The organism is Burkholderia sp. MSMB1589WGS, from assembly GCF_001636105.1.
Classification (GTDB): Bacteria; Pseudomonadota; Gammaproteobacteria; order Burkholderiales; family Burkholderiaceae; genus Burkholderia; species Burkholderia humptydooensis.
This window is the reverse complement of record NZ_LNJT01000008.1, coordinates 543,787-564,588: the sequence shown is the minus strand read 5'-3', so window position 1 is coordinate 564,588 and position 20,802 is coordinate 543,787. Positions and strand designations below refer to the sequence as shown.

The following is a 20,802-nucleotide window of genomic DNA, read 5'->3' as shown; positions in this document are numbered from 1 at the left end:
CGAAGCGCCGCGCTGCTGGAATCGGCGCGCCAACGCCGGACGCGTCACGGGCACGCCTCGAGCAGCCAGCGGCGAAAGAGCGGCACTGCGCGCGCAGTCGGGCAAGATGCACTTCTGCGGGCCCGATCAGCTACACGGCTTCGAGGAGCGGCTCACGACCGACATCTACCCGGCCGACTTCGGCTGGGTGCCGGACTGGACGCATCCCGCCGAGCGGCCGCGCTGGTATCACAACATGAGCTCGGTGCTCGACGCCGGCCCGTGCGTGCGGACCAACCAGCTCGATTTCGACGACGACGTGACATTCGCCGCGCGCCAGAAGATCTTCGACGTCGCACGCGAGAAAGCCGCCGTCCGCGATACGCGGCCCTTCTGCATGGTCGTGTCGCTCACGCATCCGCACGATCCGTATGCGATCACGCGCGAATACTGGGATCTGTACCGGGATGAAGACATCGATCTGATGGCAGTCCGAATGGATTTCGACGCGAGCGACCCGCATTCGCGGCGCCTGCGCGCCGTGTGCGAGGTCGATCGCACGCCGCCGAGCGACGCGCAGTTCGGCGCGGCGCTCAACCAATGCGGCTTCACCGACGACACGATCACGATCGTGATCGTCACCGCCGATCGTGGCGACATGCTCGGCGAGCGCGGCCTCTGGTACAAGATGACCTTCTTCGAAGGCGCGTGCCGCGTGCCGCGTGCCGGCCGCGATGACAGCGGCTGCGGCGTTGTCGTGGTGTGCCGCGACAGCATCGGCCGCGGAGGCCGCCGCGTGCCGCGACGTGCGGATGGCCGGCCCCGGCTGGACCGACATCGAAGCGACGGATGCGCTCGCGGGCGTCGTGCTGAAGGCGCTCGGCTACCGGCAGAGCGTGTCGAACCTGTCGGTGCCGATCACGTATCAAGGTCTGAAGAAAGGGCAGATCGACGTGTTCCCCGGCAACTGAACGGAATGATCGCCGCGATGCTGCAGGACAAGCGCTCCGCTGTGGACGCCGCGCAACACGCGTTGCGCGCGAACCCATTACTCGTCGACGCGTGGCTCGACGGCGTGACCACCGCGAACGGCGCGCCGGGCTTGCCTGCCGTGCGTGCAGCGCTCGATGCGCGATGACGGCCGACGTCGGCATCGGCCCGGTCCGTCGCATCGTGACCATTCGGCGTCGTTTGGTGACGGGTAGCGCGAAAAATGGGTTTGTATTTTTCGCCAACGGCATCCGATTGTGCGCGGGATGCGCAACGGTCGTCGGAGTGGTGCGTCGTTTCAGCAATAGTCGCGGATTCGCGTGCGCAACGCGGGAATCTTTTTTTATCGAATGAGCAGGGTGGGGTGCCGACAATGAAGAAATCGAATGTTGCCGTGATGAGCGCGATCGCGCTCACGATAGGAATCGCGCCGGGCGCAAGCCGCGCGCAGAGCAGCGTCACGCTGTACGGGATTCTCGATGCCGGCATCACATACGTCAACAACACCGGCGGCTCGCACGTCTTCAAGTTCGACGACGGGGTGTCGTACGGCAACCGGATCGGCTTCAAGGGCACCGAAGACCTCGGCGGCGGCCTGAAGGCGGTCTTCGTGCTCGAGAGCGGCTTTCGCCTGGGCAACGGTCAGCTCGGTTTCGGCGGCGCGGAATTCGGCCGCCAGGCTTACGTCGGATTGCAGAACAACTGGGGGACGTTGTCGTTCGGCAATCAGCTCGACATGACGGAGGAGATGGTCTATCTGAACAACATCTCCGCATGGGCGAGCGGCTACGCGATTCACCAGGGCGACTTTGACCGCTTCAACGGCGACCGCCTGCCGAACTCGGTGAAATTCCTGTCGAACGATTTCAGCGGTCTCAAGTTCGGCGCGATGTATTCGTTCGGCAACGTCGCGGGCGATTTCCATCGCAACAGCGCGTGGAGCGCGGGTGCGAGCTACACGCACGGCGACTTGTCGGTGGGCGCGGCCTATACGCATCTGAACAACCCGTCCGGCATCTATGCGTTCGATCCGTACGCGATGATCGGCACGCACACGTTCCTCGGCCAGCCGACGGTCAGCGTCGATCCGGCGACAGGCAAGGTCACGGACCTGTTCGCGAATACGCCGATGAATGTCGACAGCCAGGGCACGTTCGGCATCGGCGCGAGCTACACGCTCGACAAGCTGACGCTGTCCGGCAATTTCACGTACACGACGATCAAGGGCTTCGGCAACACGTCGCACATGCAGGTCTACGAAGGCGGCGGCCTGTATCAGTTCACGCCGGCGTTGAGCTTCGTCGCGGGCTACCAGCACACGCGCTTCGAAGGCCATCACTGGAATCAGGGATCGGCCGGCGTTCACTACCTGCTGTCGAAGCGCACGGACGTCTACATTTCCGGCGACTACCTGCGCGCGTCGAACGGCGTCGATGCGGTGATCGGCTACAGCTTCACGCCGTCCACCACGCAGACGCAAGCGGACATTCGCATCGGGATGCGCCACTCGTTCTGACTCGGCCGGACCGGCGCATGTTCGCGGCGCGCGCCGGGTCCGTCATCGCGCGCACGCGTCAGAACTTCTTGCCGAACGCGATGCCGACGATATTCTCGTCCAGACGAATGTTCGCATTGCCGCCGCCGAACGATGGCGGAATCGACGCCTGACCGTCGACGGTCTTCCTGAACGCGTGACCGTAGAAGAAGCTGAATTCCGCGTGATCGGCGGTTTCCCATGTCGCGCCGAGCGTCGCTTGATCCTGGACGACGCCCGGCGCGAGCACGTTCAGGAACGTCTGCGTCGACGCGATCGGCTGGCTCGCGTGACTGTAGCCGAGCCTGAGCGTCAGATGCGGGTTGTAGCGGTACGTCGTGCCGATCTTCAGCACGTTCGTGTTGCGCCAGCCGAAGCCGGGACCGTTCGGCGAGCCGAGCGGATGGCCCGCCTGCAGATTGTCGAGCGGATTGGCGACCGAATCGACGTTGCCGTACAGAATGCGCTGGAAGTCCGCGGCGATCGTCCATGCCGGCGTGATTTCGTATGCGAGGCCGAAGCCGAAGTTTTCGGGGATGTCGAACGAGCCACCGTTCGCGAACAGGCCCTTGTAGCGATCGAAGCGTCCGCGGATCTTCGACGCCCACGTCGCGCCGACCGTCAGCGAACGCGTCAGGCGGCCCGTATAGCCGATGTGCACGCCGACGCCGACGCTCGAATCGGCGCCGCGGTCGGTCACGTTGTCCGGCGCAACCGATGCGCTCGCGAACGGTTGCAATCCGCTTGCCGTAAAGCGCTGATATGCGATGTTCAATCCGATGCCGAGTGCGTGCCGCTCGCCGATCCGCAGCGCGAGCGTCGGCGACAGGAACACCTGCTCGAGGTCGACGCCCGCGGAGCCTTTCCCGCCGAACGCCTTGAACGGATTGTTCGCGTAGCCCGTGTCGAGCCCGCCGTTCGCATAGAGCGCGATGCCGACATAGAGATTCGGGCGAAGCTGCTTCACGATTCCGGCTTCAGGCAGCGCGAACACCGAGCGGTTGTTGCCTTCGTAATGGCCGTCGACGCCGTAGCCGTTGCCGGCGACGTTTGCGCCGCGCGACGGCAGGAACGCACTGATGCCGACGTCGAAGCGGTCTCCGACGAATGCGATGCCGGCCGGGTTCGCCGCGGCCGCGAGCGCGTCTTGCGGCAGTGCGATGCCGACGCCCGCGACGCCCTGAGATGCCGCGCCGTAGCCGTTCGAAAAGTAGCCGTTGGTCGCCGATGCGGCGACGGGCGTCGCACATGCGGCCGCCAGCATCGTTCGGGCGAACGATTCTAGGTTCACGATTCCTCTCCCTGGTGTTGATCATTGTTTCGACATCCGGAACAATGAATCTACGCAGGCGAGTAAACGGCGTGAACCAAGATATCGGGCTAAGCTTGTGGAGCCGGGACGGAAATCGATATACGGCGATGCGGTGCGGATAGCCGCCGCATCCGCACCGCACAGGAGCGCTTACCGCTTCGCGGACGCGCTGAGTCCGCCGCCCAGCTCGGCCGCGTACGCGAGCGCGAGCTTGCCGAACTTCAGCGCGTGATTGCCTTGCGAGTCCGACCGATCGAGCGTGTCATACGCGGAGTGGATGTACGGATTGTCGTTCTGATCCGCTTCGAACGGGAACGACGCCGGATAGCCCTGCGCGTTCCATGACGCGTGATCGGAGCACGCATAGCCGCATTGCGACGTGCCGACCGCGAGCTCGGGCAGATAGGTTTTCGCGAGGTTCGCGAGATATGTGTTCTGCGTCGAGTTCGTATAGTCGCTGATCAGGTAGATGTCCTTCGGATCGCCCTTGTAGTTCGTCATGTCGAGCTGGAACGCGCCGACGACGTTCACGTTCTGCGCCCTGAACTGCTTCGCGATCGCCTGCGAGCCGAGGAGGCCCGGCTCTTCCGCCGCATAGCCGATGAACTTCAGCGTGCGCTTCGGCTGATAGCGGTTCGCGAGCAGTACGCGCAGCGCTTCGGTGAGGCTCGCGATGCCGGACGCATCGTCGTCCGCGCCCGGCGCGCGCGTGTTCTCGCTCATGCGGCCGACCGTCGAATCGAGATGGCCGCCGATCACGACAACGCCCGCCGCCGGATCGCTGCCCTTGATCGTCAGGATCACCGATTTTTGCGGCCAGCCGGTGTGCGCGAACTGCTCGACCGTCACGTCGGTGCGCGAGCCGGCGAGCTGCTTCCATTGCTGCGCGATCCAGTCGGACGCGGCCACGCCGTGCGACGTCGTGTAATAGCGGTTCGTGAAGCCGGACAGCGACGCGATCGTGCTGACGATGTTGCTCGCCTGCAGTTGCGAGATCCAGTTGCGGACCTGTTGCGAGTTGGTGATCGGGTAGTCGATCGCGGCCGCCTGCATCGCGGCGCTCGGCTGCAGCGACGCGCGCGCTTCGTCGAACGTCGCGTGCACGAAGAAGCCGGGGCCGTGGCCGCGCGCGCGGCGGATCGCCTGCGACAGCGATTCGAGCAGCGAATCGTCGACCTGTGCGACGTGGACCGTTTCGGTGCGCTTCGCGTCGCCGGTGGCGAGCGCCGCGCTGTAGCGGCTCGTCACGGCGGGATCGATCGCGCGCAGTTCGCGCAAGGCGGGGGCGGCGAGCGTGATCCACACAGGCGCGGCGTGGGCGGCCGATACGCAGAGGGCGCCGCAGACCGCGGCGGCGACGTGTTGGAGCTTGGACATGTTCGATCTCCTCAGGGTGAGGGGAGATGCAGTCGAGGGGACGGGCGCGCGGCAGATCGTGCCGCGCGCCCCGCGCCGATGTCGCTTACGTCTTCTTCTTGACGCGAGTGATGCGGGCTACAGCTTCTGCGGCACGGTCACGCCGTACGTGCAGCTCTTGTTGTACGCGTTGCCGATCGCATTGAGTTGCGTGCTGCTGTAGCCGAGCGCGGCCGCCGCGGTCAGCACCGCCTGGGCCGCGGCCTTCTGGTTCGTCGAGCCGTTCGTCATCGACAGCCCTTTCAGGAAAGCCTTGTCCATCGCCGCGCCGCCGATCGCGTCGCGCGCGACCATGTTGCACGACGCCCAGTACTGGCCGGCCGTGTGGATTTCGGAATTGCGGATCTGCGAGTAGGTGCGCCCGACGTTGTAGTTCGTCACGCGGCCGGGCCAGAACTCGTTGTGGCCGTCCCAGTTGTAGACCCAGTGATATTGCGCGTCGGATGGGCTCCACTGGTTGAAGTCGCGGCTGTACGCGGCCGCGAGGTAGTCGCCCGTGCCTTCGGACAGCCCCTCGACCTGCGAGAGCCCGCCGTTCGTGATCCAGTCGTGGATGCCGTGGCCGAGCTCGTGAATCACGACGTCCGCGTCCTCCGCGTCGTCGACGCCGCCCTGGCCGAACGACAGTTGGCCGGAGCCCGACGAGTACGACGAGTTGTCGGCGCCGGATTCGCCGTGCGGATCGTACTGGACGCCGCCCGAGTACTGATACGGCAGCGCCTTGATGCCGAGCGTCAGGTTCACGTAGCGCAGGAACGTGTCGATGTGGTAGTACGCGTTCACCGCCTCGAAGTACAGGTTCGAGCGCGTGAAATCGAAGGTCGTCGACGACTGGACCGGACACGCCTTGTCGAGCGGCGAGTCGAAATCGACGCACGATGCGTATGGGCCGGTGAGCTTGTAGCCGCTGCTCGTCTGCGTCAGATCCTTGAGCGTCACGCGCACGCGCGCGGCGTTCAGTTGCGTGGAGTCCGCGTCGTTGTTGTCCTTGAAGCCGGTGCTGCCGTAGCTGCTTCTCGTGGACGACAGCGGGTCCGGCCGGAATACGAGCCCGCTTCCGTCGGTTGCATAGGATGCCTTGTCTTCGGCGCGCAGCACCTCGCCGCTTCCCGCGTCGATGATCAGCTCCCAGTCGCCGCGCAGGCTGTCCTGCGGCTTGCCGCGCACTTTCCATGCGGTATGCGTGCCCGCGCCGTCGACGAACGCGACGACCTGCGCCTGCACGCTCGCGAAGCCGCCGACGCCGAGGTACGCGCGAGCGCGATCCAGCGCCTGCTGCTCGTCGACCGCCTGCGTCTTGCTCGATACGGCCGCGACGCCGTTCACCGCCTTGCTCGCGACGTACAGTACGCGGCCGTCCGGCGCAACCGTGACCGCGATGTCGCTGTCGTAGACGGGCAGCCCCGCCGCGCGCTGCTGGAAGCGCACGACAGTGAACGCGGCGTCGGCGCGCTCGGATGCGACGACGAGATTCGCGAGCGCGGCCTTGTCGAGGCTGAGCTGCGTCGCGCGCGCGGCGATGTACTCGCGCGCCATCGTCGCCGCGTCGGCCTTCTTCGCTTGGAACGCCGGGCTCGCCAGCGTGACGGCGACGGCGCCGGGGCGGAACTGCCCGGTCTTGTCTGCCTTTTCCGCGGGCGCCACGACGCCGCGCGTGAGGCTCGCGCGCAGGCTTTCCTCCTGCGGGTTCGGCGCCTTCGAATCGGCCCACGCGGGCAGCGCTGCGCCGAGGCCGATGGCGAGGCTCAGGGCGAGCGGCAGTGCTTTACGGGATGTCTGCATGGATTGTCCTCGTCTTCAAAGTTTTGGATGACAAACGAAACCACGGGAACCGCAGGGACGACCCGGTCCGTGCGCCGGCCTCGACGAGCCGATGCAATCGGACGGAGCAACAACGGAAACGGCGCGATGCCGCGAAGAATCAGCGTGCGCCGAACGGGCGGGGCGGAGGGAGGTGGAAACGCCAGAGAACGATCGGCGAAGCAAACGGCAAGCGCTGCGATGGCTGAATGAGCATCGTCATTACAAACCCCTCGGAATAAATATTTGGAATGCTGTTCTGTTCAGCAAACAAACGGTCGCACTGGAATGTCACGTCGTTAGTCTGCCTATCTATTTTTAGAACATGTTACAGAATATTTTCAATGTTATTTCGAATTATTTTCGAGGAGCGGTTCCATCGGCGAAAACGGTCAGGCGGCGCACGATTTTTGCGCTGCCGCAATCGGCTCAGCGCAGCGCGCGCCGGTCGCTTCTCGGGCTCGTGCCGAATTGCGCGCGATACGTGCGGGAAAAATGCGAAGGCGATTCGAAGCCGCACGCCGCGCATACGGCCGCGACCGTCATATCGGTCTGCTGAAGAAGTTCGCGCGCGCGATCGAGCCGCAGCCGCAAATGGAAACGTGCCGGCGTATCGTTGAGAATCGTGCTGAACAGCCGTTCGAGCTGCCGGCGCGTGACGCCGACCTCCCGCGCGAGCATGTCGGATGGCAGCGGGCTTTCCATGTGATGCTCCATCGTCCCGATCACCTGGATCAGCTTGCGGTTGTGCACGCCGTAGCGTGCGGCGATCTCGAGGCGCTGGCGATCGGAGCGCTGGCGGATCCGGCTCAGCACGAACTGCTCGGAGATCGTCGCGGCGAGATCGGCGCCGTGCCGGCGGCCGATCAGGTCGAGCATCATGTCGATCGATGCGGTGCCGCCCGCGCAGGTGATGCGCCGCTCGTCGATCTCGAACAATTCCTGTGTCGTCTTCAGGTGCGGGTAGCGCTCCTGGAATGAGGCGAGCGCTTCCCAGTGCAGCGTCAGCGCATGCGACGCGTCGAAGAGCCCCGCCTCCGCGAGCACGAAGCTGCCGGTGTCGATGCCGCCCGTCGTCGCGCCGCGCCGATACTCGCGCTTGAGCCAGTCGCCGATCGCGCGCGTATAGCACGCGAGCGGATCGAAGCCCGCGATCACGAAGATCGTGTGCGTGCGCTCGACCTGCGCGAACGCGGCGTCCGCGTTCAGCGAGATGCCGTTGCTCGCGACGACGGGCGCGCCGTCGCGGCTCACGATGCGCCAGCGATACAGATCCGGCCTGAAGCGGTTCGCAACGCGCAGCGGCTCGACGGCCGACATGAAGCCGAGCGCGGAGAAGCCGGGCATCAGCAGGAAATGAAACTCTTCTGGCATGGGGCGTGTGCTTGCGCTTGCGAAACGATCGGCCGAGCGTAGCAAGCAAGGCGCAAGCAGGCAAGCCGCTTGACGCGTCGCCCGGCGGTAAAGCCTTGCCAAGCGTGACGATTCGTCAACCTAATGGTTTTTACGCATAGTCGCAAACAGGCAAGAAAAGGTCGCCGTCGGTCGCCTTGCCGCGAATATGGCCCGTTACCTTTGAGCCCACGGTGCAGGCTGTGTCGTCCCCTTGAAATTGCCTGCGGAATCCGTCGAACAGGGAGGCAACCATGAAGTCCACCAAGACCCTCGTATTCGGCGCGGCACTCGCCGCAGCATGCGCGTTGCCGTCGCCGTCGTTCGCGCAGGACTCGGCCGCGTGCCGCAACGTGCGCTTCGCGAACATCGGCTGGACCGACATCACGTCGACGACGGCGCTCGCGTCGCTGCTGTTCGACGGTCTCGGCTACAAGCCGACGACGACGATCTCGTCCGTACCGATTTCGTTCGCAGGGCTGAAGAACAGGCAGCTCGACGTATCGCTCGGCTACTGGTGGCCGGTGCAGCAGCATCAGTTGCAGCCGTTCCTCGATTCGAAGTCGATTTCGGTGGTCGAGCCGCCGAACCTGTCGGGTGCGAAGGCGACGCTCGCGGTGCCGGGCTACGTGTACCAGGCGGGGCTGAAGTCGTTCGACGACATCGCGAAGCATCGCGCAGAGCTCGACGGCAAGATCTACGGGATCGAGCCCGGCAGCAGCGCGAACGCGACGATCCAGAAGATGATCGACGCGAACCAGTACGGGCTCGGCGGCTTCAAGCTCGTGGAGTCGAGCGAGGCGGGGATGCTCGTCACGGTCGATCGCGCGATCCGCGACAAGAAGTGGGTCGTGTTCCTCGGCTGGGAGCCGCATCCGATGAACATCCAGATCAGCATGAACTACCTGTCGGGCGGCGACGCGGCGTTCGGCCCGAACTACGGCGAAGCGCGCGTGTACACGCTGACGTCGCCCGACTACATGGCGCGCTGCCCGAACGCGGGCAAGCTCGTCGGCAATCTGCGCTTCACGACGCAGATGGAAAACCAGTTGATGCAGGCGGTGATGAACAAGGTGAAGCCCGCGGAAGCGGCGAAGGCGTACCTCAGGAAGAACCCGCAAGTGCTCGATGCATGGCTCGCCGGCGTGAAGACCTACGACGGCAAGGACGGGCTGGCTGCGGTGAAGGCTTATCTGGGGCTCTGAACGGTGCGGCTCGCCGCCTGGCGCGCGAGGTCCGGGCAGGGGACGCGCATCCGAATCCGAATTTGAATCTGAACGAGGCGACAGCGATGAATCAGGAAGTCATTGTGACGTGCGCGGTGACGGGCGCAGGCGACACCGTCGGCAGGCATCCGGCGATACCCGTCACGCCGAAGCAGATCGCCAGTGCGGCGATCGAGGCCGCGAAGGCGGGCGCGACGGTCGCGCACTGCCACGTGCGCGATCCGCTGACGGGCCGCGGCAGCCGCGATCCGAGGCTGTATCGCGAAGTGGTCGACCGAATCCGCTCGGCCGACGTCGACATCGTCATCAATCTGACGGCCGGCATGGGCGGCGATCTCGAGATCGGCGCGGGCGAGGACCCGATGCGCTTCGGCAAGGGCACGGACCTCGTCGGCGGGCTGACGCGGCTCGTGCACGTCGAGGAACTGCTGCCCGAGATCTGCACGCTCGATTGCGGCACGCTGAATTTCGGCGACGGCGACTACATCTACGTATCGACGCCCGCGCAGTTGCGCGCGGGCGCGAAGCGGATCCGGGAACTGGGCGTGAAGCCCGAGCTCGAGATCTTCGACACGGGGCACCTGTGGTTCGCGAAGCAACTGCTGAAGGAAGGACTCCTCGACGATCCGCCGCTTTTCCAGCTATGTCTCGGCATTCCGTGGGGCGCGCCCGCCGACACCGGCACGATGAAGGCGATGGTCGACAATCTGCCGCCCGGCGCGCACTGGGCGGGCTTCGGGATCGGCCGGATGCAGATGCCGATGGTCGCGCAGGCGATGCTGCTCGGCGGCCACGTGCGCGTCGGCCTCGAAGACAACCTCTGGCTCGACCGCGGCGTGCAGGCGACGAACGGCTCGCTCGTCGAGCGCGCGCGGGAGATCGTCGAGTGTCTCGGCGCGCGCGTGCTGACGCCTGCCGAAGGGCGCCGCAAGCTCGGCTTGCCGCCGCGCGGCGAGCGGCCGCTCGAGCGGCGCGCGATCGCCGAATACGCGTAACGCAATATCGCGGCGCATTCGTTGCCGCGCAACGTGGCGAAAGCGGCCGGGCGCGCGCGTGCGTCGCGCCGAAGCTGCTGCTTCGCCTGATCTTCTCGTTCAAGGATCGAAAGTACATGGCTGTCATCACCGAAATCGACACGTTCGCGGCGATCGGCGCGGGCGTCATCGGCAGCGGCTGGGTTGCGCGCGCGCTCGCGAATGGGCTCGACGTGCTTGCGTGGGACCCCGCCGACGGCGCGGAACAGCAGTTGCGCGCGAACGTCGAGAACGCGTGGCCCGCGCTCGAGCGCGCCGGATTGGCGCCCGGCGCGTCGCCGGCGCGCCTGCGTTTCGTGTCGACGATCGAAGCGTGCGTCGCCGAAGCGGATTTCATCCAGGAAAGCGCGCCCGAGCGCGAGGCATTGAAGCTCGAATTGCACGACCGGATCAGTCGCGCGGCGAAGCCCGATGCGATCATCGCGTCGTCGACGTCGGGCTTGCTGCCGACCGATTTCTACGCGCGCGCGCATGGCCCCGAGCGCTGCATCGTCGGGCATCCGTTCAATCCGGTTTACCTGCTGCCGCTCGTCGAAGTGCTGGGCGGCGAGCGCACCGCGCCCGAGACCGTCGACGCGGCGATCGGCGTCTATCGCGCGCTCGGCATGCGGCCGCTGCGCGTGCGCAAGGAAGTGCCGGGCTTCATCGCGGATCGCCTGCTCGAAGCGTTGTGGCGCGAGGCGCTGCACCTCGTCGACGAAGGCGTTGCGACGACGGGCGAAATCGACGATGCGATCCGTTTCGGCGCGGGCATCCGCTGGTCGTTCATGGGCACGTTCCTCACGTATACGCTGGCGGGCGGCGAGGCCGGCATGCGCCACTTCATGCAGCAGTTCGGCCCCGCGCTGGCGCTGCCGTGGACCAGGCTCGTCGCGCCGAAGCTGACCGACGCGCTGATCGACCGCGTCGTCGAGGGCACCGCCGAGCAGCAAGGACCCCGAAGCATCAAGGCGCTCGAACGCTATCGGGACGAATGCATCACGGAAGTGATCGCGGCGATCGCCGCGGTGAAGGCGCGCCACGGAATGCGCTACGAGGATTGACGATGACGACGGCCGCGATGCGAGCGACGGAACTGACGATTCACCGCGACACGGTGCGCGCGGAATGGGTCGACTACAACGGGCACCTGCGCGATGCGTTCTATCTGCTGATCTTCAGCTTCGCGACCGACGCGCTGCTCGACGCGATCGGCCTCGACGACGCGGCACGTCGCGCGCGCGGCCGCTCCGTCTACACGCTCGAAGCGCACGTCAACTATCTGCACGAGATCAAGGAAGGGGCGCGCGTGCGGATCGACGCGCGCGTGCTCGCGCACGACGCAAAGCGGCTGCATCTGTATCTCGAGATGTTCGCCGAAGGAATCGACGGCGCGGTGTCGGCGAGCGAGCAGATGCTGCTGCACGTCGACACGAGCGGGCCGAGGGCCGCGCCGTTCGACGCCGACGTCGCTGAGCGGATCGCGAATCTGCATGCGCGGCAGCGCGCGTATTGCGCGCCGGCCCATGCCGGACGCGTGATCGGCCTGCCCGCGCGCCGCTGACGCGGCACGGCCTGACGAATCGGCGCAGGCGCGCGATGCTGGAGCCGGCCATCGAGGCGTTCGTCGCGCGCGTCGCCGCGTGGTATCCGGACGACGCGGCGTCGCGGCCAATCGCCGAGCAGCGCGCGCTTTACGAGCGTTTCGCGGCGGCATGGACGCCCGCGCTGCCGGCGGACGTCGACGCATGCGATGCGCGTGCTGTCGCGCGGGACGGCCGCGAGATCCGCCTGCGGCGCTACCGGTCGCGGCGATCCGCTTCGTGCGGGACTGTGCTGTTCTTTCACGGCGGCGGCTTCGTCCTGGGTTCGCTCGACAGTCACGCGCTCGTGGCGGCCCGAATCGCGGCGGACACGGGGCTCGACGTGATCGCCGCCGACTATCGGCTCGCGCCCGAGCATCGCGCGCCGGCCGCGTTCGACGATTGTCTGGAGGTCGCCGCTGCGGCGCTCGACGGCCGGCTGCCGTTCGAATCGATCGCGCTGCCGCTTCGGCTCGCCGGCGACAGCGCGGGCGGCACGCTCGCGGCGTCGGTGGCGGCCGCGCTGCGCGACGGCGGGCGCATCGGGCATGGCGACGGCGGCGGAACGCATGGCGGCGTTTGCGCGGTTGCGCTCGTTTATCCGATGCTCGGCTTCGAGCCGCAATCGCCCGCGCGCGACACGCACGCGAATGCGCCGATGCTCACGCTCGCCGACGTCCGCGCGTATCGCCGCCACTACTGGGGCGACGCCGGGCCGCCGCCGGGCGCGCTGCCGCTCGACGCGCCGCGCTTCGACGGCTTGCCGCCCGTGCTGGCGATCGGCGCGGAGCACGATCCGTTGCGTGACGATGCGCGCGTCTATGTCGAACGCATTCGCTCGGCGGGCGGCGCCGCGCGATTCTGGCACGGCGGCGGGCTCGTTCACGGCTGCTGGCGAGCGCTAGACACGAGCGCGCAGGCGGCGCGGATGCATCGGACCGTGTGCGAGTTCCTCCTTGCGCCCGGTGGGTGACGCACGGTGCGCGAGCCGCTCGTGAGGACCCCGGGCTGGAGACGCTTTGGAAGCGGCGCTTGCGGGATGCCTCGTTCGTTCGCGAGGGAAGGCGGCGCGCGATGCGAAGCGCCGGGCAAGACGAACGTGCGACGCACGTTCGCAAATCGGGGAACGTGCGGGAAGCCGATGCATGCGGGGCGGCGCGACAACGGCGCCGAAGGCGGGCATGCCGGCGTTTGATGCGGGCGCGGCATCCGGAGAGGCAAGAAATAAAAATCGATCCTTACATATTTTGTAAGGATCGATTTTTTCCATTCGTGGAGCCGCCGTAATGGCGGACTTGCGCCTCAGCCGAAAAAGCGCCCAGGCGCGAGGCGCCCAGGCTAAGCCGCTCCATGCGGAGCGGCGGAGGTTTAGGGGCCCGAATGGGGGCGACGGCGAGTCGAAACGGCTGGCTCGCCATACGGATTTCAGGCTGCGCGGCCGGCGGATCGAGCCGGGCCGCGCGGCCTGCCTGCCGCGTTACTGACCGAAGTAGATCGACTCGCGCGGCGAGCGGGGCGCCGCTGCGACCGGCGCGCCCACATGCGCGACCGGCGCGGCTTGCGCACCGTAGCCGCTCGTGTCGGCTGCGCCTTGCACGCGCGCCTGGGCGGCCTGGATGTCTTCCGGATAGTACGGGCTCGACACGCCCGGGTGATAGCCGGCCTTCTCGAGCTGGACCAGTTCTGCGCGCACTTGCGCACGGGTCAGCGGCTGGCTGGATTGTGCGAACGCACCGAACGAAGCGCTCAGGGCGGAAGCGGCGACGACAGCGTAAACGAGCGATTTCATGAGAACCTCCGAATGTTTTATCGACTTCGCTTTCGACACCATGTCTTAAGCGATTGGTTACATCGTAGTCATCGGAGTCCTACGGGTAAACGCTCACTTTGGCGAAATATCTTTTCGAAAACTGAAAAAATCGCGAGCGGCAAGCGGCGGGGCGTCGCGGCATGAAAAAAGGCCGCTCGACCGCCGCGCACGGCGGCGGACGAAGCGGCGAGCCTGGGCTTGGCGAAATGCTTCAGAGCGCGCGGAACGCCGCGTCGTGGCGCGACGCGCCGCGGCGCGAATCGGGCGGCGGCGTGTCGAGGTAGCGCACGCCGGTCAACTGTTCGGATTTTTCCCACAGGCGGGTGCTCATCCGCACGTCGCGCGCTAGGTGCGGGATGCGCGCGTCGGCGGGATAGCCGCGGGTCTCGCACAGGCGGGCGGGGCCGATGTAGGCGCCGCCCTCGACGTCGGCCGCCGTCGCCGCATGGATCGCGGGCAGCGCGCCGACATCGGCCGGCTGCGCGACGAGCCGGTTCGACAGGCGCATCGCGAACGAGCCGAGCGACGAGTTCTCCATCGCCGGCCCCGCGAACTGCAGATTGGTGGCCGCATAGCCGGGGTGCGCGGCGACGCTCAGGATCGACAGCCCCGCGCGATCGAAGCGACGCTGCAGTTCGAGCGTGAACATCAGGTTCGCGAGCTTGCTGTCGCAATACGCGCGGTACTTGTTGTAGCCGCGCTCGGCGAGCATGTTGTCGAGGCGGATCTTGCCGAGCCGGTTGAAGCCGCTCGACATCGTCACGACGCGCGCGCGGTGCGACGCGCGCAACGCGGGCAGCAGCAGGCCCGTCAGCGCGAAATGGCCGAGATGGTTCGTGCCCATCTGCATTTCGAAGCCGTCGCGCGTGTGGCGCAGCGGCAGGAACATCACGCCCGCGTTGTTGCAGAGGATGTCGACGCGGCCGTGGCGATCGGCGACGGCGTCGGCGAAACGGCACACGGATGCGAGGTCGGCGAGATCGAGCGACGCGATTTCGATCCGGGCGCGCGGATAACGGGTGCGGATCGCATGCGCGGCCAGCTCGCCCTTTGCCGCATCCCGGCAGGCCATCACCACTTGCGCGCCCTTGGCGGCGAGCGTTTCCGCGATCTGCCAGCCGAGGCCGCTGTTGGCCCCCGTGACGACCGCGACTTTCCCGCCTTGCGGCGGCACGTATTGCGCGCTCCATGCATGCATCTTCGTCTCCATCGATGGCGCGCCGTCGGGCGGCGCGTTCACGAACCCGTCGCCTGCGCGGACGAGCTCTGGGGCGGTGCGATGGAGCGTCGGCGGTTGATGCCGTTCGCGCCCCGCAAATCGTTACATTGATTGATGTAACGGTAGTGGCGCGGCGCGACGAAGACAAGGAGCAGGCTAGAGATGGCGCTCTATAACAGACGGCGTCCTAGCCGGACGGCGTGGCGAGCGGCGTTACTTGCCGCTCGTGTGGCCGAGCACTTCTGCGGCGGAGATCATCGCGCCCGCGTTGGCAGGCGCCGGACGCTCGGCGGGGCGGAACACTTCGTCGCCGCGGTGGATCACCTGGCGCGACAGCGCGCAGGTGCCGGTGCGCTGCGCGAAGCGGCGGCGCCAGCGCTGCTCGCCGTAATGGCAGCGGCCGGGTTCGACCCAGCGGACGACGAGCAGGGTGTCGGAGCGTTCGAGGATTTCGACGTGAACGTCAGCGGGATCGAGCACAGGCTGGGATTTGGAGGACTTCATTTGGCCGTTTCCTAAAGCTCGTGCGGTATCGGCCTAGGCAGTTATTGCAACTGCTTTCCGTCGATTCCGTAGCGATTTCCATTAGAGGGTGCGCTAAATGTAAGCGCGCTCGCAAGGAAAAAACATCCTGTCTGGCTCAAATTACTTTTTGCCGATTTAGAAACAATCGATTTCCATTTGCGGGCAAAAGCGGAGTGCGGATTCGTTCCCTCGAGTGGTGCGCGAAGGGGGCGCCAAGAGGGCGAAACCGCGCCCGGAGCGTGCCGCGCGCGGCAGCGGCCGTTTTGCGCGCGGTCCCGCGCCACACGGGCATGTGGCGGCGGCGAGCGCGTTGTCACGATGTTTCGTCGCGTGTCAAGGTTGGCTGCTTCAATAAGGAGAGGCGTTCGATCGTTCGATCTCTTGTCGGTTGATCGCGGCGTCTTCACCTGCGTTTCGATTAATTCTGCGTTCGATTGGCCGCATCGATCGGCGTTGACGACGTTCGTTGTGAGAATTGCAAAGCACTGTTCGTTCAACGTGCAATGATCTGCCGGTGGCGGCAGTGAGCCAGCCGTGGTCCTGAATGGCGCGATTATCGATGACAGGCTCGCCTGCCGTTTCGACGAACGAAGAAAATCGCCGGTGCGAAATGAAGAAAATCGTTTGCGCGCAATGAGGGCGAATCGCATTCGCGATTCGAGGCGGCGCGCCGGTCTTGCCCCATCGCCGGCATGCTCGCCCGCCTCGAATCGGAGAATCAGAGAAACCGCTCCGCGCGAAACGGCGCGACATCGGCGACAGTCGGCTCGCCGCACATCATTTCCGCGAGCAGGCGCCCGGTCACGGGGCCGAGCGTGAGCCCGTGATGGTTGTGCCCGAACGCGAACCACATGCCGCGGTGTCGCGGCGCGGCGCCGATCACGGGGCGCATGTCCGGCGTGCACGGACGAAAGCCGAGCCACGGCGCCGGATCGAGCCTGCGGCCGAGCCTGAACGTCGGCTGCGCGACGCGTTCCGCGCGCGCGAGCTGCACGCCCGTTGGCGGCAGCGTGCGCGCGGCGATCTCGACGCCCGTCGTGAGCCGCAGCCCGCGGCGCATCGGCGCGACCACGTAGCCGTGCTCGAGATCGACGACGGGCGCGGTGAGCGGCGCGCCGTCGGGCGGCGCGTAGTGCATGTGGTAGCCGCGCTTCTCGCGTAGCGGAATCCGGTAGCCGAGCTTCGCGAACACCGTATCCGACCACGGGCCGAGCGCGACGACGATGTCGCGCGCCGCCGCGACGCCGTCGGCCGTGCGCACCCGCCAGCCGCCGCCGCTCGCTTCGACGGTCGCCGCATCGCCTTCGAGCAACGTGCCGCCGTCGCGCGCGAAGAGCCGCGCATACGCTTTGACGAGCGCGCCCGGATCGACGACGCTCTTCGGATCGAGCCAGTGCAGCGCGCCGCAGAAGCCCGGACCGAGCGCGGGCTCTTGCGCGGCGAGCGCGGCTGCGTCGAGCGTCGTCACGCGCAGCCCGTGCCGGCTCGCGTCGCGCAGGGCGTCGCGCGTTGCGCGTTCGAGGCTGGCCGGCGTCCGATAGGCCTCGATCCAGCCGCATGCGCGCACGAGCTCGCCCGCGCCGGCGCGCGCGATCAGCGCGTCGTGCTCGGCGACGCTGCGCTCGACGAGCGGCAGCATGTCGCGCGCGGCCGCCGCGTGGCGGCGCGGCGACGATTCCCACCAGAAGCGCGCGAGCCACGGCGCGAACGACGGTAGCGACGCGCGATCCCAATAGAGCCCGGTCGAGCGGTTCGCCGCGTAGCGCAGCAGTGCGAGCGGGCTGCGCGGAAACGCATAGGGCGCGACCGACGAGCGCTCGATGAGCCCGGCGTTGCCGAAGCTCGTGCCGTCGCCGGGCGCGCCGCGATCGACGAGCGCGACCCGGCGGCCGCGATCCTGCAAGTGCAGCGCCGCCGATACGCCGACGATGCCGGCGCCGAGAACGATGACGTCGAAATCCATGAAGCAAGCCTCGATGAGGTGGTGCGCGAATGGCGGATGATATTCGCCGGACCGGGGCCGCGCGACGCACCAGGTGCAGACGTGCAAGGGCGGCCGGCCGGTTTCGCGGACGCATTATTTCACCGAAATTCCAAAACGCCTGCTATGACCCCGATGAAACTGCCGGCATACGCGCGTTTGCGCGCGCACCTTGCATGGCTGTCGCGCCGGCCCGGCCGGTTGGACGGTTGCACCTCGGCCCGGATATCGGGTTCCGCGCCGCCGTCGCGCGGCGCCCGGACGTGCGCGGCGCGCGTTGCGGTGCGCTGCAGCGTCGCGATAAATGCCCGTCGCGAAAGGGGAATTGCGCGGCGCGCTCGCGCGAAAGGCCGTTCGGCGAGCGGAACCGGGTGCGGTGCAACACGCGGGAAACCGGTGCAACCGCGTGTGCGTCAGGTCGCCCGGACTGCGTATTTTCCCTGATTCATCGGCCAATTGTGATCAGTCGGACGAAAAACGATCCTATAATTTCGGCTGCCTTGCCAACGGCTGTCGGCAGATCCGTCCGACGAGCGGTTAGGCAAGCGGGGCAGGCGAATCGCTTGCGCAATACAAGACGCATCACGTTGTCTTTCCGAACCAAGGTCTCTGTCGTGTTTTCGACGGCGGCTGACACTGCCGGGCCCCGCAAGCGCTGTTCCATCTGCAGGTCCGTCAATCCGTCTCGGGCGTGCTCCAAGTCGTTTCGTCCACGGGTGTTGTTCGATTGCGCAAGTCATGCCGCCTTGCCCGTATGACTAAACATAATCGAGGAGCTCCTGATGATGCTGTCCCGTCTTTCGTCCATTTCCCTTGCCGCGATGCTCGTGGCAGCCGGCGCCGCCGCCCATGCGGAAACCGTGAAGATCGCCATTGCCGGCCCGATGAGCGGCTCGGTCGCCCAGTACGGCGACATGGTCAAGGCCGGCGCGCTGACGGCGATCGAGCAGATCAACGCGGCAGGCGGCGCGGGTGGCAACAAATTCGACGTGGTGATGATGGACGACGCGTGCGAGCCGAAGCAGGCGGTCGCGGTCGCGAACAAGATCGTCAGCCAGAAGATCAAGTACGTGATCGGCCATGTGTGCTCGGGCTCGACGATTCCGGCGTCCGACATCTACGAGAACGAAGGCGTCGTGATGGTCACGCCGTCCGCGACCGCGCCGCAGCTCACCGAAGGCAAGAAGCGCAAGTTCGTGTTCCGCACGATCGGCCGCGACGACCAGCAGGGCCCAGCCGCCGCGCGATACATCATCAGCAAGGTCAAGCCGAAGAAGGTCGCGGTGCTGCACGACAAGCAGTCGTACGGCCAGGGCATCGCGTCGTCGGTGAAGAAGGATCTCGAAGCGGCGAAGATCCCCGTCGTGCTGTTCGAAGGCATCAACGCAGGCGATTCGGACTACTCGGCGATCATCACGAAGCTGAAGTCGCAGGGCGTCGACTTCGTCTACTTCGGCGGCTATCACCCGGAAATGGGCCTGCTGCTGCGCCAGGCGCGCGAGCAGGGCGTGAAGGCCGAGTTCATGGGGCCGGAAGGCGTCGGCAACAAGGACGTGACCGCGATCGCGGGCCCGGCGTCGGAAGGCATGCTCGTCACGCTGCCCGCCGACTTCAGCGCCGATCCGGCCAACGCGGCGCTCGTGAAGGCGTTCGCCGACAAGAAGCGCGATCCGAACGGCCCGTTCCAGATGCCCGCGTATTCGGCCGTGAAGATCATCGCCGATTCGATCGCGGGCGCGAAGTCGACCGATCCGGCGAAGGTTGCCGCATACATGCACCAGCACACCTTCGACACGCCGATCGGCAAGGTGTCGTACGACGCGCAGGGCGACCTGAAGGCGTTCAAGTTCGTCGTCTACAAGTGGCACAAGGACGCGACCAAGACGGCCGCCAACTAACCGGAGTATTTGCCCGCCCATCCGCCCCGCTGCACGTTCGAGCGGGGCGGATGCATTGGCCCGGCGCCGCCGCGCGAGCGGCGCTCGCGCGGCGCGGCGGGCGTGTCGAGATCGGACGCCCGTGCGCGGCGTGCGCCGCTGCTTTCACGGGCGGCGGCGCACGCATGCGCCGGCGCGAACGGGAGCTTCCCGCATGAATGAATTCCTTCCTCAATTCGCCCAGCAACTGGTCAACGGCCTCACGCTGGGCGCGATCTATGCGCTGATCGCGATCGGCTATTCGATGGTCTACGGGATCATCGGCATGATCAACTTCGCCCACGGCGAGATCTACATGATCGGCGCGTACGTCGGGCTCGTCACGCTGACCGCGATCGGCACGTCGGCGGGCTATCCGCTGCCGCTCGTGCTCGGCGCGGCGCTCGTCGTGTCGGTGCTCGTCACCGGGCTCTACGGGTTCGCGGTCGAGCGCGTCGCGTACCGGCCGCTGCGCGGCGGGCCGCGGCTCGTGCCGCTCATCTCCGCGATCGGCATGTCGATCTTTCTGCAGAACTACGTGCAGATCGGTCAGGGCGCGCGCGACATGTCGGTGCCCGTGCTGATTTCCGGCGCGTTCGACATCCACCTCGGCGGCGACTTCGACGTGACGGTGCCGTACGCGCGCCTCCTGATCGTCTGCGTGACGATCGCGCTGATGATCGCGCTCACGCTGTTCATCTCGCATTCGCGGATGGGCCGCGCGTGCCGCGCGTGCGCGGAGGACATGCGCATGGCGAACCTGCTCGGCATCGACACGAACCGCGTGATCTCGTTCACGTTCGTGCTGGGCGCGATGCTCGCCGCGGTGGGCGGCGTGCTGATCGGGCTCACGATCGGCAAGCTCAATCCGTACATCGGCTTCGTCGCGGGCATCAAGGCGTTCACGGCCGCGGTGCTGGGCGGCATCGGCAGCATTCCCGGCGCGATGCTGGGCGGCGTGCTGCTCGGCCTCGCCGAGACCTTCGCGTCCGGCTACATGCCCGCCGAGTACAAGGACGTGGTGGCCTTCGGCCTCCTCGTGCTGATCCTGCTGTTCCGTCCGACGGGCCTGCTCGGCAAGTCGGACATCGAAAAGGTGTGAGGCC

General features: G+C 66.7%; 18 protein-coding genes and 2 pseudogenes. 11 read left to right on the top strand and 9 right to left on the bottom strand.

All coding sequences use genetic code 11. From position 1 onward, the window contains the following. Positions 1-97: 97 nt before the first annotated feature. The 4 genes and pseudogenes from WT16_RS20510 to WT16_RS20505 all read left to right on the top strand — a co-directional run. A pseudogene (locus WT16_RS20510) lies at positions 98-700 on the top strand (choline-sulfatase); the annotation flags it as partial. A 13-nt stretch (positions 701-713) separates the two neighbouring features. Then, positions 714-1,117 (top strand): annotated as a pseudogene (locus WT16_RS32125) (glycine betaine ABC transporter substrate-binding protein). Then, positions 1,114-1,323 carry a hypothetical protein gene (locus WT16_RS34500; RefSeq protein WP_180988214.1) on the top strand — a complete coding sequence of 70 codons (210 nt, stop codon included), beginning with the start codon at positions 1,114-1,116 and terminating at the stop codon, positions 1,321-1,323. Before WT16_RS32125 ends, WT16_RS34500 begins: the two are co-directional and overlap by 4 nt. Before the next feature lie 19 nt (positions 1,324-1,342). Then, a complete protein-coding gene (locus WT16_RS20505; protein WP_009917126.1) occupies positions 1,343-2,485 on the top strand; it encodes a porin in 1,143 nt (380 codons plus the stop codon). Positions 2,486-2,543: 58 nt separating this feature from the next. On the opposite strand, the gene WT16_RS20500 is transcribed toward WT16_RS20505, so the two are convergent. The 4 genes from WT16_RS20500 to WT16_RS20485 form a co-directional block, all read right to left on the bottom strand. After that, entirely contained in the window at positions 2,544-3,767 is a 1,224-nt protein-coding gene (locus tag WT16_RS20500; protein ID WP_063534081.1) for an outer membrane protein transport protein, read from the bottom strand. A gap of 198 nt (positions 3,768-3,965) precedes the next feature. Beyond that, the gene (locus WT16_RS20495; RefSeq protein ID WP_063534080.1) at positions 3,966-5,192 is read right to left on the bottom strand and encodes a M28 family metallopeptidase; all 1,227 of its coding nucleotides are present in this window, start codon (positions 5,190-5,192) and stop codon (positions 3,966-3,968) included. Between the two features lie 117 nt (positions 5,193-5,309). Continuing rightward, positions 5,310-7,013 carry a M36 family metallopeptidase gene (locus WT16_RS20490; RefSeq protein WP_063534079.1) on the bottom strand — a complete coding sequence of 568 codons (1,704 nt, stop codon included), beginning with the start codon at positions 7,011-7,013 and terminating at the stop codon, positions 5,310-5,312. A gap of 447 nt (positions 7,014-7,460) precedes the next feature. Beyond that, complete coding sequence (locus tag WT16_RS20485; RefSeq protein WP_063534078.1) at positions 7,461-8,405, bottom strand: GlxA family transcriptional regulator; 945 nt, start codon at positions 8,403-8,405, stop codon at positions 7,461-7,463. Positions 8,406-8,677: 272 nt separating this feature from the next. Here WT16_RS20485 and WT16_RS20480 point away from each other — a divergent pair, with 272 nt between their 5' ends. The 5 genes from WT16_RS20480 to WT16_RS20460 all read left to right on the top strand — a co-directional run bounded on the left by WT16_RS20480 (position 8,678) and on the right by WT16_RS20460 (position 13,218). Further along, positions 8,678-9,628 carry a choline ABC transporter substrate-binding protein gene (locus WT16_RS20480; RefSeq protein ID WP_063534077.1) on the top strand — a complete coding sequence of 317 codons (951 nt, stop codon included), beginning with the start codon at positions 8,678-8,680 and terminating at the stop codon, positions 9,626-9,628. Positions 9,629-9,714: 86 nt separating this feature from the next. Then, the gene (locus WT16_RS20475; protein WP_063534076.1) at positions 9,715-10,644 is read left to right on the top strand and encodes a 3-keto-5-aminohexanoate cleavage protein; all 930 of its coding nucleotides are present in this window, start codon (positions 9,715-9,717) and stop codon (positions 10,642-10,644) included. A gap of 116 nt (positions 10,645-10,760) precedes the next feature. After that, the gene (locus WT16_RS20470) at positions 10,761-11,726 is read left to right on the top strand and encodes an L-carnitine dehydrogenase (RefSeq protein ID WP_063534075.1); all 966 of its coding nucleotides are present in this window, start codon (positions 10,761-10,763) and stop codon (positions 11,724-11,726) included. A 2-nt stretch (positions 11,727-11,728) separates the two neighbouring features. Beyond that, a complete protein-coding gene (locus WT16_RS20465; protein ID WP_015603221.1) occupies positions 11,729-12,226 on the top strand; it encodes a thioesterase family protein in 498 nt (165 codons plus the stop codon). Between the two features lie 35 nt (positions 12,227-12,261). Further along, positions 12,262-13,218, top strand: coding sequence for an alpha/beta hydrolase (locus WT16_RS20460; RefSeq protein WP_063534918.1), 957 nt, complete (start codon positions 12,262-12,264; stop codon positions 13,216-13,218). A 504-nt stretch (positions 13,219-13,722) separates the two neighbouring features. Here WT16_RS20460 and WT16_RS20455 read toward each other — a convergent pair. The 5 genes from WT16_RS20455 to WT16_RS20440 form a co-directional block, all read right to left on the bottom strand. Beyond that, a complete protein-coding gene (locus WT16_RS20455; RefSeq protein WP_015602999.1) occupies positions 13,723-14,034 on the bottom strand; it encodes a DUF4148 domain-containing protein in 312 nt (103 codons plus the stop codon). Positions 14,035-14,266: 232 nt separating this feature from the next. Continuing rightward, positions 14,267-15,253 carry an oxidoreductase gene (locus tag WT16_RS20450; RefSeq protein WP_063534917.1) on the bottom strand — a complete coding sequence of 329 codons (987 nt, stop codon included), beginning with the start codon at positions 15,251-15,253 and terminating at the stop codon, positions 14,267-14,269. 234 nt (positions 15,254-15,487) lie between these two features. Beyond that, a complete protein-coding gene (locus WT16_RS20445) occupies positions 15,488-15,778 on the bottom strand; it encodes a DUF3331 domain-containing protein (RefSeq protein ID WP_015603862.1) in 291 nt (96 codons plus the stop codon). Between the two features lie 41 nt (positions 15,779-15,819). Further along, on the bottom strand, positions 15,820-16,449 hold the full coding sequence (locus WT16_RS33865; protein WP_156521476.1) for a hypothetical protein: 630 nt from the start codon (positions 16,447-16,449) through the stop codon (positions 15,820-15,822). 68 nt (positions 16,450-16,517) lie between these two features. Next, complete coding sequence (locus WT16_RS20440; protein ID WP_006027749.1) at positions 16,518-17,762, bottom strand: FAD-binding oxidoreductase; 1,245 nt, start codon at positions 17,760-17,762, stop codon at positions 16,518-16,520. An 800-nt stretch (positions 17,763-18,562) separates the two neighbouring features. Between WT16_RS20440 and WT16_RS20435 the strand changes: the two genes are divergently transcribed. Next, positions 18,563-19,678 carry a branched-chain amino acid ABC transporter substrate-binding protein gene (locus WT16_RS20435; RefSeq protein WP_006027748.1) on the top strand — a complete coding sequence of 372 codons (1,116 nt, stop codon included), beginning with the start codon at positions 18,563-18,565 and terminating at the stop codon, positions 19,676-19,678. Positions 19,679-19,871: 193 nt separating this feature from the next. Then, positions 19,872-20,798, top strand: coding sequence for a high-affinity branched-chain amino acid ABC transporter permease LivH (livH, locus tag WT16_RS20430; protein WP_006027747.1), 927 nt, complete (start codon positions 19,872-19,874; stop codon positions 20,796-20,798). The last annotated feature ends 4 nt before the right edge of the window (positions 20,799-20,802 follow it).

What these genes read in the sequence shown, in the direction of transcription:
- WT16_RS34500 (WP_180988214.1), top strand. Translation starts at nt 1,114, where the DNA reads ATGACGGCCGACGTCGGCATCGGCCCGGTCCGTCGCATCGTGACCATT.
- WT16_RS20505 (WP_009917126.1), top strand. Translation starts at nt 1,343, where the DNA reads ATGAAGAAATCGAATGTTGCCGTGATGAGCGCGATCGCGCTCACGATA.
- WT16_RS20500 (WP_063534081.1), bottom strand. Translation starts at nt 3,767, where the DNA reads ATGCTGGCGGCCGCATGTGCGACGCCCGTCGCCGCATCGGCGACCAAC.
- WT16_RS20495 (WP_063534080.1), bottom strand. Translation starts at nt 5,192, where the DNA reads ATGTCCAAGCTCCAACACGTCGCCGCCGCGGTCTGCGGCGCCCTCTGC.
- WT16_RS20490 (WP_063534079.1), bottom strand. Translation starts at nt 7,013, where the DNA reads ATGCAGACATCCCGTAAAGCACTGCCGCTCGCCCTGAGCCTCGCCATC.
- WT16_RS20485 (WP_063534078.1), bottom strand. Translation starts at nt 8,405, where the DNA reads ATGCCAGAAGAGTTTCATTTCCTGCTGATGCCCGGCTTCTCCGCGCTC.
- WT16_RS20480 (WP_063534077.1), top strand. Translation starts at nt 8,678, where the DNA reads ATGAAGTCCACCAAGACCCTCGTATTCGGCGCGGCACTCGCCGCAGCA.
- WT16_RS20475 (WP_063534076.1), top strand. Translation starts at nt 9,715, where the DNA reads ATGAATCAGGAAGTCATTGTGACGTGCGCGGTGACGGGCGCAGGCGAC.
- WT16_RS20470 (WP_063534075.1), top strand. Translation starts at nt 10,761, where the DNA reads ATGGCTGTCATCACCGAAATCGACACGTTCGCGGCGATCGGCGCGGGC.
- WT16_RS20465 (WP_015603221.1), top strand. Translation starts at nt 11,729, where the DNA reads ATGACGACGGCCGCGATGCGAGCGACGGAACTGACGATTCACCGCGAC.
- WT16_RS20460 (WP_063534918.1), top strand. Translation starts at nt 12,262, where the DNA reads ATGCTGGAGCCGGCCATCGAGGCGTTCGTCGCGCGCGTCGCCGCGTGG.
- WT16_RS20455 (WP_015602999.1), bottom strand. Translation starts at nt 14,034, where the DNA reads ATGAAATCGCTCGTTTACGCTGTCGTCGCCGCTTCCGCCCTGAGCGCT.
- WT16_RS20450 (WP_063534917.1), bottom strand. Translation starts at nt 15,253, where the DNA reads ATGCATGCATGGAGCGCGCAATACGTGCCGCCGCAAGGCGGGAAAGTC.
- WT16_RS20445 (WP_015603862.1), bottom strand. Translation starts at nt 15,778, where the DNA reads ATGAAGTCCTCCAAATCCCAGCCTGTGCTCGATCCCGCTGACGTTCAC.
- WT16_RS33865 (WP_156521476.1), bottom strand. Translation starts at nt 16,449, where the DNA reads ATGCGATTCGCCCTCATTGCGCGCAAACGATTTTCTTCATTTCGCACC.
- WT16_RS20440 (WP_006027749.1), bottom strand. Translation starts at nt 17,762, where the DNA reads ATGGATTTCGACGTCATCGTTCTCGGCGCCGGCATCGTCGGCGTATCG.
- WT16_RS20435 (WP_006027748.1), top strand. Translation starts at nt 18,563, where the DNA reads ATGATGCTGTCCCGTCTTTCGTCCATTTCCCTTGCCGCGATGCTCGTG.
- livH (WP_006027747.1), top strand. Translation starts at nt 19,872, where the DNA reads ATGAATGAATTCCTTCCTCAATTCGCCCAGCAACTGGTCAACGGCCTC.